The organism is Prevotella sp. HMSC073D09 (assembly GCF_001814145.1).
GTDB lineage: Bacteria > Bacteroidota > Bacteroidia > Bacteroidales > Bacteroidaceae > Prevotella > Prevotella conceptionensis.
On the sequence record NZ_KV815126.1, the window covers coordinates 57187 to 73548 of the forward strand.

The 16362-nt window shown below is 48.8% G+C and carries 8 protein-coding genes; 6 read left to right on the forward strand and 2 right to left on the reverse strand.

Annotation, left to right across the window (positions count from 1 at the left end; translation table 11 throughout):
• The first annotated feature begins 6 nt into the window (after nucleotides 1–6).
• The 4 genes from HMPREF2955_RS12235 to HMPREF2955_RS12250 all read left to right on the forward strand — a co-directional run bounded on the left by HMPREF2955_RS12235 (nucleotide 7) and on the right by HMPREF2955_RS12250 (nucleotide 11788).
• Nucleotides 7–3966 (forward strand): two-component regulator propeller domain-containing protein, encoded by a 3960-nt coding sequence (locus tag HMPREF2955_RS12235; RefSeq protein WP_070723738.1) that lies wholly within the window; start codon nucleotides 7–9, stop codon nucleotides 3964–3966.
• Nucleotides 3963–6059 carry a galactose-1-epimerase gene (locus tag HMPREF2955_RS12240; RefSeq protein ID WP_070723739.1) on the forward strand — a complete coding sequence of 699 codons (2097 nt, stop codon included), beginning with the start codon at nucleotides 3963–3965 and terminating at the stop codon, nucleotides 6057–6059. The genes HMPREF2955_RS12235 and HMPREF2955_RS12240 overlap by 4 nt, the downstream gene beginning before the upstream one ends.
• Before the next feature lie 624 nt (nucleotides 6060–6683).
• Nucleotides 6684–7799, forward strand: a complete 1116-nt coding sequence (locus tag HMPREF2955_RS12245; RefSeq protein ID WP_070723740.1) for a hypothetical protein — start codon at nucleotides 6684–6686, stop codon at nucleotides 7797–7799.
• A 1217-nt stretch (nucleotides 7800–9016) separates the two neighbouring features.
• Nucleotides 9017–11788, forward strand: a complete 2772-nt coding sequence (locus HMPREF2955_RS12250) for a DEAD/DEAH box helicase (protein WP_246830143.1) — start codon at nucleotides 9017–9019, stop codon at nucleotides 11786–11788.
• A 106-nt stretch (nucleotides 11789–11894) separates the two neighbouring features.
• Here HMPREF2955_RS12250 and HMPREF2955_RS12255 read toward each other — a convergent pair whose 3' ends face one another.
• Complete coding sequence (locus tag HMPREF2955_RS12255; protein ID WP_070723741.1) at nucleotides 11895–12776, reverse strand: carbon-nitrogen hydrolase; 882 nt, start codon at nucleotides 12774–12776, stop codon at nucleotides 11895–11897.
• Nucleotides 12777–12795: 19 nt separating this feature from the next.
• Nucleotides 12796–13881 carry an agmatine deiminase family protein gene (locus tag HMPREF2955_RS12260; RefSeq protein ID WP_070723742.1) on the reverse strand — a complete coding sequence of 362 codons (1086 nt, stop codon included), beginning with the start codon at nucleotides 13879–13881 and terminating at the stop codon, nucleotides 12796–12798.
• A gap of 219 nt (nucleotides 13882–14100) precedes the next feature.
• Between HMPREF2955_RS12260 and HMPREF2955_RS12270 the strand changes: the two genes are divergently transcribed.
• Both HMPREF2955_RS12270 and HMPREF2955_RS12275 read left to right on the forward strand, forming a co-directional pair.
• Nucleotides 14101–14739 carry an ABC transporter ATP-binding protein gene (locus tag HMPREF2955_RS12270; RefSeq protein WP_070723743.1) on the forward strand — a complete coding sequence of 213 codons (639 nt, stop codon included), beginning with the start codon at nucleotides 14101–14103 and terminating at the stop codon, nucleotides 14737–14739.
• A gap of 21 nt (nucleotides 14740–14760) precedes the next feature.
• A complete protein-coding gene (locus HMPREF2955_RS12275; protein WP_070723744.1) occupies nucleotides 14761–15540 on the forward strand; it encodes an ABC transporter permease in 780 nt (259 codons plus the stop codon).
• Nucleotides 15541–16362 lie beyond the last annotated feature (822 nt).

Consider the following 16362-nt stretch of genomic DNA (forward strand, 5'->3'; position numbering starts at 1 on the left):
AAACTAATGCAGATGAAGAGAATAAGATTGATGATAGCTGCGTTGCTTCTGCTTGTCGGAATGACAGGCAGGAGCAACATCCTGTTCAGGCACATCGGCGTGGAGTCGGGACTGTCGCAAAGCACCGTGCTCGCCATTTTGCAAGACCGAACAGGCCTGATGTGGATAGGTACGAAATCTGGACTAAACCGTTACGACGGCACCTTATTTAAATGGTATTACAGTTATCCCGACGGACATAGCCTAGGCAGTAGCTATATCAACGCGCTTTTTGAAGATGCGAATGGCCGAATATGGGTGGGAACAGATTGTGGCGTGTGGATTTACAGTCCATTGACCGACTCTTTCAGCCGTTTCGACAAACGAAGTGCCGACGGCGTGAGCATCACTAACATGGTGAACGTGATAAAAGGTCATGGCGACAAGATATACATCACGGCTAACGAACAGGGAGTTTTCTGCTACGACTTACGTCGCAACCACCTTTCACACTTCCGATTGAAGGGATATCCCAACGTTGCAGGTATGGCCATTGGCGACAACGGGGCGGTGTGGCTCGGACTTTTCGGCGGCGGACTATACACCACCGACCACGCATTTCGCACGCTCACGCCCTTTCGCACACAAGATGGGCAAACGCCCTTTGCAGGAAACATTGTTTCGGCCATACTGCCCTTGGGCAACGGGCGCTACGCCATTGGCACCGACCGACAAGGACTTTCGCTTATAGATGCTGCACGCCACAGTTTCGAACCCCTAGTAACGAGTGTCGAGGGAAAGGACCTTTTCGTGCGTAACCTTATACTAAGTCATCACGAGGTATGGGCGGCAACCGAGCAAGGCATGCTGGTTTACAACCTAGATACCCACGCCATACAACACTTTACCTATAATCCCACAGACCCTTTCTCCATATCAGACAATCCGCTTTATTGCCTCTACAAAGACCGCGAGGGCGGTTTGTGGGCTGGCTCTTATTTTGGCGGACTGAATTACTTGCCTGCCATACACCCCATTTTCGAACGTTTTGTGCCACAAGGCAGCGCAAACGGACTACATGGACGGCGCGTGCGCGAGATGGTTATGGACAAACAAGGGAGAATATGGATAGGAACAGAAGACGGCGGACTGAACTGTATGGAACCCGACAGCGAAACATTTAGCCATATTGCGGCCAGCAACGCCTTCCCAAACGTGCATGGACTTTGCGTGGACGGCAACGAATTGTGGGTGGGCACCTTTGCCTCGGGCCTAAAAGTTATTGATACGCGCACCCACCAAGTTGTCAAATCGTTCAAGGCCGACGGCCGTTTGGGGTCGCTCCACGACAACACCATATTTAGTATAGCGCGTTCGCCCCAAGGCGTAATGTACCTTGGCACCATACGTGGATTATGTACCTACGACGCCAACACCCAATCTTTTGTCTACGATAAAGCCGTTCCGCCCGTGCTCATCAACGATGTAAGTTTCGATTCGCACGGAAACCTGTGGCTAGCCACACAAACCAATGGCGTATTTATGCGCCACAATGGCCGTTGGACAAACTTTAAAGCAACCCAATCGGGGCTTACTTCAAATAAGGCCCTGAGCATTTTCGAAGATAGCGAAGGCACTATTTGGGTGACAACGCAGGGCGGTGGCGTGTGCAGGTTCAACTTTTCCACCCGTCGTTTCAAACCTTTACAGCAAGGTGTACTTAACAGCACGTCTACGTTTTTCCGCATGGAAGAAGATGGCGACGGCGTGCTTTGGCTTTCGGGCTATGCTGGTTTTGTGCGCTACGACCCCCATAGCGGCGACGTACGCACCTATAACAACAGCACGATGCTGCTCGACAACCAGTTTAACTATAACTCGTCGCTCATCGATAAGCGTGGGCGAATTTACTTTGGAAGCCTTAGCGGCATTGTGCGCTTTTCGCCGTCGGCATTGAAAAAAGAACAGCGCATGCCCCAACTTGTGGCCACCGATTTATATATAGGCAACGAACACGTAGACAACTTCACAAAGGGCACACCCTTGGAACAAAACATTGTGTTTACTCGTAAGCTATCGTTGGCTTACAACCAAAATTCATTTAGGTTGCATGTTGTACCCCTAAGCTATTCAAGGCAAAATTGGGGAGCGTTAGAATACAAGCTCGAAGGGTTCGACAAGAGTTGGCAACCTATGGGCGCAGACTTCTTTATGACCTACGCCAACCTGCCTGCTGGCTCTTATCAGCTAATTGTGCGCATGAAAGACCAAAACGGAAAGGCTTATCCTGGCGAGTATAGGCTAGACATCAATGTGCGCCCATTCTTCCTATTCTCCATTTGGGCCAAACTATTTTATGTGGTTTTGCTCGCCGTTTTGGTTTGGTTGTTGATGCGTTATTGGAACCGCCGTGCCGAAACGCGTCGCCGACACGCTATGGAGACCTTCGAAACGCGCAAAGAACAAGAACTGTATCAAAGCAAGATACACTTCTTTACCAACGTGGCGCATGAGATACGCACACCGCTTACGCTGATTTTAGGCCCGTTGGAAAACATTCTCAGCACGCAGAAGGTGAAAGACAATGATGTGAAAGACGACCTCAACATCATGTACGAGAATACGCAAAGGCTTACCGACCTAATAAACCAACTGCTGGATTTTCGCAAGACAGAGAAAGACGGCCTACGCCTCAACTTCGAATATTGCAACCTTACGAAACTGGTTACCGACATATATAACCGTTTCCGTTCGGCTATGCGCGAGAAGAACATCAACGCCACGTTATCGTTGCAAGGCAACAACCTGCATGGCTATGTTGACCACGAGGGCTTTACCAAGATTGTAAGCAACCTGATTAACAACGCTGTGAAGTACTGTCTGTCGTATATCTCGGTGACATTGAAGACCGACGATGCACAACTTTTCCTCACCGTGGCCAACGATGGCAACATCATACCTTTGGATTTGCGTGAAAAGATATTCGAGCCTTTCTTCCATATCGACACGGCCGAACACTCTACATCGGGCACGGGCATTGGCTTAGCCCTCGCTCGTTCGCTGGCCGAACTGCACAATGGTCATTTGCGCATGGGCGATGAGGCGGATATGAATGTGTTTGTGCTTACCTTGCCCTTGGTGCAAGAAGTGCCCGTAAGGTTGGGAGGCAATGGAATAGGGGACATAACGCCTGCGAAAACCGAACTCGCAACCACGCAGGAGGCGCAGACCAAACCCTACACGCTGCTGCTTGTAGAGGATAATGTGCAGATGTTGGAGTACGAAAAGCGGTGCTTGGAAAAAGAATACAACATCGTTACGGCCACCGACGGCGAAGAGGCTTTGTTGCAAATGGAGCGTAACAACGTGAACCTTGTGGTTACAGACGTGATGATGGAACCGATGGACGGCATGGAGCTATGTCGTCGCATTAAGTACAACGTCGACCTTTCACACATTCCCGTAATCATATTAACGGCCGTTACCTCCGAACGAGGTAAGATGGAGGGAATGGAAAGCGGTGCCGATGCCTACATCGTGAAACCATTCTCCATGAACTTCCTTTCTCAAACCGTGCAAAACCTATTGCGGCAGCGCGAGGAAATAAAGAAGATGTACGCCACTTCGCCATTTGTTTCGGCATCGTCTGCCTCTATCAGTCCTGCCGATGCCGAGTTCTTGGAAAGGTTAAAGGCGGCTGTTATGCGCAATATCGGCAACAGCGACTTTAACGTAGACCTCTTGGCGGCTGAGATGAACATGAGCCGCACGAGCCTTAACCGCAAGGTGCGCGGCACGCTAGACCAATCGCCCAACAACTATATACGTATAGAAAGACTTAAAGCAGCAGCCGAAATGCTTAAAACAGGCGATAAGAAAGTGAATGAAGTGTGTTACAACGTGGGCTTTTCTAGTCCAAGTTATTTCACCAAATGCTTTTACGAACAGTTTGGCATTTTGCCCAAAGAATTTAATAAAGAACAATGAGACATTCAGTAAAACCCATCTTTACGGCGGCATGGCTCGCATGGCTGTCGCTGTCAACCCAATTGTCGTTGGCGCAGACGTCGACTTACAATAATCCCGTGATAGACAAGAGCGCGCCCGACCCAACGGTGATACGCGCCGAAGACGGCACATATTATCTTTACGCCACAGAAGATACGCGCAACGTGCCCATATACCGCTCAGATAACCTTGTGGATTGGAAGTTGGTGAGCACGGCCTTTACCGACAATTCGCGCCCTAAATGGCTACCGAAAGGCGGTATTTGGGCGCCCGACATTCAGCGCGTTGGCGGTAAATACCATCTATACTATTCTAAATCGGTATGGGGTGGGGAATGGGATGCTGGTATCGGCGTTGCTGTAAGCAATGGTCCTGCCGGTCCCTTTGTCGACCGCGGCTGCATGTTTACAAGCAAGCAGATTGGTATTCAAAACTGTATTGATCCCTTTTATATCGAAGACGGGGGTAAGAAATACCTTTTCTTCGGTTCGTTTCATGGCATATATGGTGTAGAGTTGAGTGCCGATGGCTTGCATGTAAAGCAGGGCGCTAAGCCACGCAAGGTTGCAGGAACGTTTATGGAGGCAACTTACATCAGACGGCGTGGGGGGTATTATTACCTCTTCGGGTCGGCAGGCACTTGTTGCGACGGGGCTCGCAGCACATACCGTGTAACCATTGGCCGCTCTAAGAGTCTTTTCGGACCTTACTTAGACAAAGCCGGCCAGCGTCTGCTTGATAACCATTACGATGTGTTGTTGAGTAAGAATGGCAATGTTGTTGGCCCTGGGCACAACGCAGGACTGATTACCGACGATGCTGGCAACGACTATATGTTTTATCATGGCTTTAAGGCATCCAACCCCGATGATGGTCGGGTGGTGTGGCTCGACCGCATAGAGTGGGCCGAAGGGTGGCCTTTGGTGGTGGGAAACGAACCTTCGAAGACGGGCACAGCGCCAACAGTGAAGTCTGGTAGTCGTGGTGTGGCTACGCGTTCAGGACTATATCCCAACGATTTCGAGGCCAGCATCAATGGTAAACGCACACGTCTTTACACGTTGGTTAACAATAAAGGCATGGAAGTTTGCCTGACAAACTTTGGTGCGCGCATTGTTTCTATCATGGTTCCCGACAGGCGTGGCACACTGCGCGATGTGGTTTTAGGTTACGACAACATTGCCCAGTATGCCGACTATCAGCACTTCGGGTCGGATTTTGGTGCGGCAATCGGACGTTACGCCAACCGAATTAACCAAGGACGCATTGTTGTAGACGGCAAAACAGTGCAGTTGCCTCGCAACAATTATGGGCATTGCCTGCATGGAGGCTTTACGGGTTGGCAATATCAAGTGTACGATGGTAAGCAACTTAACGACTCAACGGTGGAGATGAGCCTTGTTTCGCCCGATGGCGACAATGGTTTTCCCGGCACTGTTCGTGCCACTGTGCGTTATACACTCACGTCCGACAACGCCATTGACATTCGTTATGAGGCCACAGCAGATAAGAAGACAGTTATCAACATGACCAACCACTCGTACTTTAACCTCAACGGCAAGCCTTCGCAACATGGCGAGAACCAAGTGCTTTACATCAATGCCGACCGCTATACGCCTGCCGACACTACCTATATGCCTACTGGTCAAATGCTGAAAGTTGCTGGCACGCCAATGGATTTCCGCAAGCCAACGCCGTTAAGTAAAGACATCAACAACCAACGCTTTGCCATGACACGCAATGCACGTGGGTTCGACCATAACTGGTGCTTGAATACTTGGCACAACGGACAACCCGACGAACATGCTGTGGCGGCCTCGTTGTACAGTCCTCAAACGGGAATTATGCTCCAAGTGTTTACCAACGAACCTGGCATACAGGTTTACACGGGTAACTTTCTCGATGCCTCTTTTGCTGGTAAGCATGGCTATCGCTACCCCAAGCATTCGGCCGTGTGCCTAGAAACGCAGCATTACCCCGATAGTCCTAACCGTCCCGAATGGCCTAGCGCATGGCTCGAACCTGATAAAAAGTATAGCAGCCACTGCGTGTACAAGTTTTCTGTGCGGTGAACAGGCTTATAAAGGTGAAAGGGTGAAAAGGTGAAAAAATGACTGTGCCTGCTGATGGACGAGTTGGTCTAGTATAACTAGAAAGCCTAGTGGACCTAGGAGGACTAGTATTGCTAGAAAGGCTAGATAAGAATGCTGGACCACTTGCTAACTTGCCCATTTATTAACTCGTTCCCTTGTCAGCTTGTGATTGTTTGTTGGTGTATGAAACTTCACCGATGTATAAACAATCACAAGCTGTTTTTAATTTATTGCTGTCTGGTAAACATTTCTTCTCGGCCTACTGTTAGAGAGTAAGGAATAATAATGGTCATTAAACGGTTATTCATTGCGCCTAAGCTTATGAACTCATAACCTTAATAATTCACCACCTCACCGTCTAAACTAACTCACTATTCCATTGGAGTAGGGGATTTCCTTTCGTGTTTAGGGAAAAACCTTTTGGTAGGGCTTATAATTGGGCTAACTTTGCAAATGTAAAAAGGGAATAAAGGCCAAAAGGCAATCCCCGAAGAGGCGGCCATAGGCTACCCCACAAAGACAAAGAGAGAGACAGAGGACCAAAACCGAGCTGGCCTCCAAAAAATTAGAATCGAGTTATAAACATCTTTAAAAAGAACGATTATGAAGAAGCTATTAATAACCCTGCTTACTCTGCTGGCTTTTGCTTATCAGGCTAAGGCGATGAGTTTCGAACAAGCGCGGCAACAAGCCCTCTTCCTCACCGATAAGATGGCGTACGAGCTGAACCTCACCGACGACCAGTATGAGGCTGCTTACGAAATAAACCTCGATTACTTGCTTAGCATCGACCACTACGACGACCTTTACGGTATCTATTGGCGCAGGCGCAACCAAGACTTGGGTTATATACTATACGATTGGCAATACAGGGCATACTGCCAGGCCAATTACTTCTACCGTCCTCTTTACTACGACACGGGTTACTGGCGGTTCCGCATATACGCTCGTTATCCCTATCGCGACTATTATTACTTCGGTCGCCCCGTGTTCTACAACACTTATCGCGGCACCAGCGGTTGGTATAGCGGGCGCAGCAGGTACAGCGGAAGGCAGTTTGGCGGAGGGCGCAGCTATGGCATGCGCGATGGTTTCCAACGTGGCGACTATGGACGCGGATTTAGGTTTGGCGGCTTTACCGATAACAGCTACGACAATTACGGCTATGGCTACGACGCACCGCAAAGCTCTTACTCTGGTCGCGACTATGGCACGTACAATTACAATTATCCTAGCCAGTCCAGGCGTTCGGGCGGCAGCCGCTATGGTTCGGGGCGCGATTTTGGTTATGGCGAAAGTTGGAATGATGGTTACGAACGTCAAAGCAGCACGCGGAGTACGGCACGCATAAACCGTGATTACGACGACAACTTTGGCAGCGGAAACTTTGGGGGCGCACGTTATTTCAGCGGCTCTGATGCAAGTGGATCGGCCGAAGTGCCCAACAGCAAGTTCAGCCCTAGCCGTTCGCAAGGCTCACAGCCTTCAACATCGGGACGTTCGTTCGGTGGAAACACAGGTGGTTCGTCTTTCAGCAACACGCAACAAAGCGTAACACCGTTTAGTTCCACACGTTCGCAAGGTGGTTCTACCCCTTCAAGTTCCGGTCGTTCGTTTGGCGGCGCTAACAATAGCGGTACAACATATACGCCGCAACATAACAATACGAACTCCTCGAACACCAACTCTGGCGGTGTGCACTTCGGGGGACGAAGATAAAAAAACAATTAGGTATTAGGCGGGCTTTGCCATAGGCCCAGTATGTTAAGGGGATGCGGGGAAAGTAGTCGACTGGATGTTGGTTTATTCCCCCACAACATCCCATAACATAGGCAAAAGATTGAATAAGGATTGAATCTCAAATCAGGTATAGCATTAGAAAGTAAAGATTATTCAGGAAACAAAGAAAGAAAAGAGAGTTGTTAATGACAACGGGATGCTTTGTGATAAAGCATCCCGTTTTTGCGTTTTCCTGGTGTAAGTGGAAGGCTTATAGTCAAAAAAAATGGTTTAGGAATCAACCAATCGGGAATTGATGGTTAGAAGTAAATTCACCGCTTCCTTGTATTCCGCGATGTTTTCAAGAAAGCTCATCACAGTTCGCTTGAGTTCCTTCGTCGTTCTGCAAATTCTATTTCCCAAATCCATTTACTTTTGACTATAACATACCACAGGAGGGCGATTGAGAAAAACATTTGCTACCCCTACGCCATCAACCATGTGGACTAGGGCGAAAAGACTGGACATGCCTTAACATTTATCGTTGCCACTCCTACCGCCCGATGTTCGGTCTTGGGCAAACCATCACGGCTGGTTGTAGGCAAAAGGAGCAGGTTGCACACCTAGGTAAAGCCTCTCTCTCTGTCCTCCAGTTGTAGAGATTTCGAAATGTAAAAGGCTTAAAAATGTGAATTTATGGCGATGTTTCACGTGAATTTATTTTACATCAACAACCGCGTAAGCCAATCTTTACCAATGTGCTGCGTGTTATTTGCTACATCGGTTTCGTAAAATAGGGTCTTCTTGGTATTGTAAAATAAAGGTAGTTATTGACCTTGTGGGACGGTTAGTGAAGGATGTGTGGTGAAATCTCCCAATCACAAACAGGCATAACAACTACTATAACCCCGATTTGTTGTTTGCGTTTCGACATCGAAGGCACCATGTACACAACCATTCGGAACTGAAAACAACTAGCAAAGAGCGTCTTACTGCCTGCCATGCACATCTGCTGCATACCTAAACTTTACGGCCCACAAAGCGGTGAGATTATCAAATATTATTGTACCTTTGTTGCAAGCTTTATACTCCAAAAGGGGGGCGTTGTTTGGTCTTGCCAATTTGCTTTGGCCATTCAGCATAAAGCCCCACACTATGCACATTGAGGTGATAAGGCCAAGATAACTTCTTCGAAAACGAGCAAAGTTTAACTGATAATGAGCGAAAACATCAACAAGGGAAAGAAGAAAAAGAAGGGTAAACAAAAGGTAAGGAAAAGAATATCCCACCAAGTGATGCCCAAAGGTATGAACTTGGAAGACTGGCAGGTGGCATTAAGAAGGCAAGTGGCCAGAGAAGAGCGGCTGCTTGTTACTACCGTAGACGATAAGCTGCAGCCCGGAGAGTACTTGGTGACCAATCCCAAAACCGAACAACAGTATAAAGTTGTGTATCGCGGGGCAAACAGCCAGTGGAATTATTGCTCGTGTTTTGATTTCCGCACATCTCAACTTGACACATGCAAGCACATAGAAGCATTGAAACTCACGTTTGGCGGGCGACGAAAAGTGCACAGGGAGTTGCCGCCCTATTCCTCCGTATACATCGATTACAGGCAAGGTCGCCAAGTGCGCATACGCATCGGCTGCGACAACAGCGAGGCGTTCAAGATGTTGGCGAACGATTACTTTGACGAGCATTTAGCGTTAAAACCAACAGCTTATGCCCATTTCCATGAGTTCTTGGCCAAGGCCCGAGAACTCGATGCCGGGTTTAGATGTTACCCCGATGCGCTGCAATATGTTGTTGAACGCCGAGAAAACATTGAAAGGGCGGCATGGGTTGACGCTTTGGGGCAGGAAGATTTCAACTCTCTGCTGCACACCCGCCTCTATCCTTATCAGGTTGAGGGCATAAAGTTTGCCTTAAAGGCAGGCAAATCCATCATCGCCGACGAGATGGGACTGGGCAAAACCATTCAAGCCATCGCCACAGCGCAGATGTTAAGGCACAAGGCACTGGTGGGAAATGTGCTCATCGTGTGCCCCACATCGCTGAAATACCAATGGAAACGCGAAATAGAACGATTTACAGGCGAAACAGTTCACGTTATAGAGGGCGACTTGTTGGCCAGATGCAAACAATATGAAGGTCAAGAACCCTATCGCATCATATCATACAACGCATTAAGCAACGATTTGAAACTTCTCAAAAGCATAGAGGTAGACATGTTGGTGATAGACGAGGTGCAGCGACTTAAGAATTGGAATACGCACATCGCCAGAGCGGCCCGCAAGGTGAACGCCCAATATGCCGTGGTGCTATCGGGTACGCCTTTGGAAAACCGCTTGGAAGAACTCTATTCGGTGGCCGAACTGGTAGACCAATTCGCACTTAGCCCTTATTATAAGTTCAAAGACCGGTACATTATGCTCGATGAGAGAGGTGCTACCGCGGGCTATCGTAACCTGAACGAATTGGGCGAGCGCATCAAACGTTTCTTGATACGGAGGCGCAAACGCGACGTAAACTTGCAAATGCCCGAAAGGCAAGACAAACTTTTGTTCGTACCCATGACTAAGCAACAGATGGTGCAACACGATGAGGCGCGCTGGCATGTGTCGGTGCTGTTGAAGAAATGGCAGAACATGCACTTCTTGTCTGAAACAGACCGCAATAGGCTGATGAAGCACCTCTCGCAGATGCGTATGCTGTGCGACAGCACCTACATATTAGACCAAAAAACGCGGTTCGACACAAAAGTAACCGAGGTGATAAACATCGTGCGCAATGTTATAGAAAGCGGCGATGAGAAATTGGTGGTGTTTAGCCAGTGGGAACGAATGACAAGACTGGTGGCCAAAGAATTGGAAAAGGAAGGCATCGGCTTTGAATATCTGCATGGCGGCATCCCCTCGATACGTCGTAAAGACCTTGTAAACAACTTTATGGACGAACCCCACTGCCGCGTTTTCCTCTCTACCGATGCGGGAAGCACCGGGTTGAACCTGCAAGCAGCCTCTGTCGTGGTGAACATAGACCTGCCTTGGAACCCTGCCGTACTTGAACAACGCATCGCACGTGTTTACCGTCTGGGGCAGAAACGCAACATACAGGTGATAAACCTCGTGTCGGCAGGCACGTTCGAAGAAGACATGCTGGGTAAATTAAAGTTCAAATCCTCTCTCTTCGAAGGGGTTTTGGATGGCGGGGAGGACACCATCTTTGCCCAACAAGGCAAGTTTGACGAGATGATGGCCGAACTAAACAAAACGATGGGCAGCTCGGCAGACACCCACACTGGCGAAAGCCCCATTGACAACGACGAGCAAGAGCTGGTTGTGGGCAATGAAACGATGGAAGACAACGCCCCCGAAACAAGCGAAACGGAAGTGTTTGACGATGACGATTTGGCCGAAAATGAAGAAGAAACGCGCAATAATGAAGAAAGCGAAGTAAGCGCGCGCACCCTTGCCGACAACGAGGGCGGAAACAGCAATGCAGAACGTGCAAGGGAAAGCAAAACACCGCAAGACGAGTACGATAACACAACGGTAGTCACTCATTTTGATTTTGGCACACCAACTGATGATGGAACAGAAGACAATGCTGCCGAGTATGAGGACAATGCCGTTGAGCACGAAGGCGAAATGGCCGAGAACAAGGACTTCGGACGCGGAGACACACCCAAGAATGCGGCAAAAGGAAATGCCAATGTCACACCCACCCATGGCCACAGCACCCGCAGCGCAAACCCATCTACGCCCAAAGAGTTGGTACATGCAGGGCGTACGTTCTTCCAAGGGCTTGCAGACACGCTTAAGTCGCCAGAGGCAACAAGGCAGCTGGTGGAAGAACTGGTGGAAGAAGACCCCGAAACGGGAGCGACACATATCAAGATAGCCATACCCGACAAAAAGAGCGTGGAGGTTTTGCTGGGTTTCTTCGGCTCGCTGCTTGCCGCCAATAAGTCGCAAGAGGAAGACTAACGCCCTAAAAGAAATAAACTAACGGCCTAGAAGAAACAGGCTAATGAGCGCCTTAAAGAGGCAAACCAACGAGCCTAAAAGGCCGAGACTGCTGCAATGCCGACTGCTACGGCTGCAAGAAACGCTGCGTAAGGCCGCCGTATTCGTCTATGCGACGATCGCGGAAAAATGGCCACCAACGGCGCACTTGCTCGCTGTGAGCCAAGTCTATATCTATAATGGCGCGCTGTTCTTCGGTGTCGTTGGCACGGAAAAGCAGTTCGCCTTGCGGACCAGATACGAGCGAACTGCCCCAAAAGTTGATGCCTGGCGTTTGTTGCGAAGGGTCTGGTTCGAAACCAACGCGGTTAACTGCCACCACAGGCAGGCCGTTGGCCACGGCGTGTGCGCGCTGTATGGTTGTCCAAGCATCGCGTTGGCGTTGCTGTTCGGCCTCATCGTCGCTGGCTGCATAGCCAATGGCGGTGGGATAGATAAGCAAGTCGGCTCCGCGCATGGCCATCAGTCGGGCTGCTTCTGGATACCATTGGTCCCAACAAACCAGCACGCCCAATCGTCCAACGCTTGTGTTGATGGGTTCAAAGCCCAAGTCGCCCGGCGTAAAGTAAAACTTCTCGTAGTAAGCAGGGTCGTCGGGGATGTGCATCTTACGATAAATGCCTGCCACACTGCCGTCTTTTTCCATCACCACAGCCGTGTTATGGTAAAGCCCTGGTGCTCTTTTCTCGAACAGCGAGGTAACAATCACCACGCCATGCTCCTTGGCCAGTTGGCCAAAAAACTGCGTTGATGGACCAGGAATGGGCTCGGCAAGGTCGAACACGTCTACTTGTTCTTCTTGGCAGAAGTACAACGAGTTGTGCAGTTCTTGCAGAACGATGAGTTGTGCGCCCTCCTTGGCCAGCTGAGCAATGCCGTTGGCCAGTCGGTTCATGTTGTCTTGTATGTCGGCCGTGTTGTGTTGTTGTATTATTCCTGTTCTAAGCATTTTTTTCTTTGTCGTGGTTTTATGGGTTATTGGCAATAACGCCTTGCGGAAATTGCATGGTAAGGCAGTGCAACGACCCGTGTTGTTTGATAACGGTGCGTGCGTCTATGCCTATGATTTCGCGGTAAGGATAAGCTTGGGCGATGGTTTGCAGCGCCTGTTTATCCTTTTCGGGTTGTGCGTAAGTGGGGCAAATAACGGCTCCGTTGATGATGAGGAAGTTGGCATAGGTGGCAGGCAGACGTTCGCCCTCGTCGTAAATGGCGTCGGGCATGGGCAGACGCAGCAGGCGATAGGGCATGCCTGTTGATGTGCGAAGGCCCATTAACTGGTGTTCTAAGGCCAAGAAATCCTCGTATTGCTCGTCGTGGCTGTCGTCGCATCCCACGTATAGCAGTGTGTTTTCGGGTGCTGTGCGCACAATGGTGTCGATATGTCCGTCTGTATCGTCGCCAACAAGGTTCCCATGGTCTAGCCACACCACGTGTTCGGCTCTCAGCACCTCTTTCAGCCGTTGTTCAATGTCGTCTTTTGTCATAGGTTGGTTGCGATGCGGGGCCAGCAGGCATTGCGATGTTGTGAACACCGTTCCCTTTCCGTCGCTTTCTATGGCACCGCCTTCAAGAACAAAGTCGTTGTGGCTTTCAAGCGTTCCGTTAAGCATACCCTCGTGGTATAGGCTTTGGGTAATGGCGTTGTCTTTGTCGGCAGCAAACTTTTCGCCCCACCCATTAAACTTAAAGTCCAGCAGCGTGTTTTGTATTTTAAAGCCATTGTTGGTGTTGTTGCCCGTAAGTGTTATGGCGGCATGGTCTCTGGCCCATGTGTCATTGGTTTCGCATTGGTGAAACAGAACGTTGCGCAGGCGTTCCATGCCTAAGTTTCGCATAAGCGTTGCCTTCACCTCATCGGTATCGGGAGCCACGATAAGCACCTTTTCGTGTTTGGCAATGGCTCGGGTAAGCTCCACAAACACCTTGGTTATGTCGGGCAAAATGGGTGCCCAGTCTGTTTTTGCGTGCGGCCACGTAAGCTGCACGCCGCTTTGCTCGTGCCACTCGGCAGGTAAGTAAAGCTTTATGTCGATGTTGTTGGATGTTGCCATATTTATCTTTCTCCTTCGTTTTCATTGCAAAGATAGCGTAAAAAGCCAACAAACGACACGTTTGTGAACTTTTCTTTGTATTTTTGTAGGCAATTCATTACTTTATTGAACTTAAAGAACACCTGGCGCGAACCGTGCCTTGGCCATACTGGCGCATAACCTAGTGTAGATATGCGCGCTTTGCCTAACCTTCGCACCATAACACATTATAAATATAGTATGACGGTAGAAATGAAAGACGCCAGTCTTGCGTTAGAGAGTAAAAGCCTGTTCCACAACCTTTCGTTTGTGGTTAGTGGGGGCGAGATGCTTTGCGTGATGGGCGAGTCGGGATGCGGAAAAACAACGCTGTTGCGATGTATATTGGGCTTTCAGCCCCTTGACGAGGGTTCAGTTAGCATTGGCGGAACAGAACTAACGCCGCTCTCTGCCGAGTATATGCGCAGTATGATAGCCTATGTTCCACAAGAAGTGAACCTACCTTGCAACACCGTGGCCGAGCTTGTGGCTTTGCCCTACCAACTACGGGTAAATCGCGACAAACGATTTTCTAAGGAGGCGCTGATGGACCAATGGGTTCGACTGCGATTGGACGAAACATTATACGATAAGCGCTTGGCCGAAGTGAGCGGAGGCGAACGACAACGCATTATGCTCTCGATGGCCGGACTGTTGGATAAGAAGGTGTTGCTGGTAGACGAACCAACATCGGCCTTAGACGTAGACAGTGCATTGCTTGTTGCCGGATATCTGCAAAGCTTGGCCAAACGTGGGGCGGCCATCATCGCTGTGAGCCACGATAGGGCCTTTGCTGGGCAATGCGATAAGACCTTGATGCTTAAACTAAACAATCAGTAACCCCAAACACGGCTTTATAAAATGAATATATCCATCATCGGAATGCTCTTGACATTGCTCTTGGTGCTTGTTCCGCTTTATTTCTTCCATTATTTCAAAGTTCCTCTTATTCGCTCTACTATCATCTCTACGGTGCGTATGATGGTACAGATGTCGCTTATCGGACTTTACTTAGAGTTCCTTTTCAGCTACAACAGTTGGTTGGTCAATGTGCTTTGGTTTGTGCTGATGGTGCTGGTGGCCTCGATAACGGCAGTAAACCGAACCCGTATGCGCATGCGGCTGATGCTTATGCCTATTGCCGTAGGTCTAGGCGTGGGGGCTTTCGTGGTGTGCATGTATGCCCTTTTCGTGGTGTTGCGCTTGTATAACCCCTTCGATGCACGTTATTTTATACCCGTTGTGGGCATACTGCTAGGCAATATGCTTGGGGTGAACGTGCTTTCGTTGAGTACTTATTATCATGGTTTGCAGCGCGAACGGCAGTTGTATTTCTATCTTTTGGGCAATGGCGCAACACGTTTAGAGGCTTTGACGCCCTTTATTAGGCAGGCCATAGAGAAGTCTTTTATGCCTTGTATTGCCAATATGGCAGTAATGGGGCTGGTTAGTTTCCCCGGAACGATGATTGGCCAGATACTTGGTGGTTCGGCGCCCGATACGGCTGTGCGTTATCAGATACTTATTTCGTGTATCACTTTCTGTGCACCCATGCTCTCGCTCATGGTTACGCTTTATATTGCCCATCGTTTCTCGTTCGACAAACACGGCCGTCTTCTTGATGTTTTGAAGGCTGACTAATTGGCAGCTGCCAGGTGGTTGACCTAGGTCAACCGCATTGATGTGTGTCAAAGAAACGGCCTTAAAACGCCATTTTTCCATCAAATTGTTTGCGCACACAATTTTAGGTCTTAACTTTGCATCACGTTTAGCGAACATCGCTTAAAGTCTTTAAAAAGACATATTCAGGATAACACCGATGTGAAGAGGCATCGAACAAAACATTAGGATAATTAAATTAGAAAGGAATAAAGTTATGAGAAAGATGGTTAAGAAAATTGTAACGAGCGATAAGTTTAACAAATACTGTGTAAACGTGCTCAAAATGTACAATTACGGCCGTGTAAACGTTCCCGTATAAAAAGAAAATTCATAGGTTTAAATATTAACGAAAGTGGTCGTTGCTACGTCGAAAGGCGTGCAACGGCCACTTTTTTGTTCTTGGTGGTGCTACTTAGAAACCTGTTTTTCCCATATTATCTAGGCGTATAAGCGGGCATTATATGCTTTGATGTCAACGAATTTTGTTCTCATCGTGAAAACTGACGAACGTACCAATTAACGAACAAAGCACCAAGAGGGGAGGCTTTATTGTTGGCGCAAATTTGGTATTGAGGCTGAAACTCATTATAAACAGGCGGTGAAGTCGTCTTTACTTTAAATATTTCTACAAACAGAGAGGAGTTTATGTCTTTATACTGTAAAACCAAGATAATCACCCCGCTCATGCACAAAGTACTGGGCGGAGATATGATGAAATCTGAAATGTTGCCCCATTTGTCTGTGACAAAACGGGGCTATGTTTCAGGAAGCGACCCTGGCGGAAGTTATTCCATACGTTCT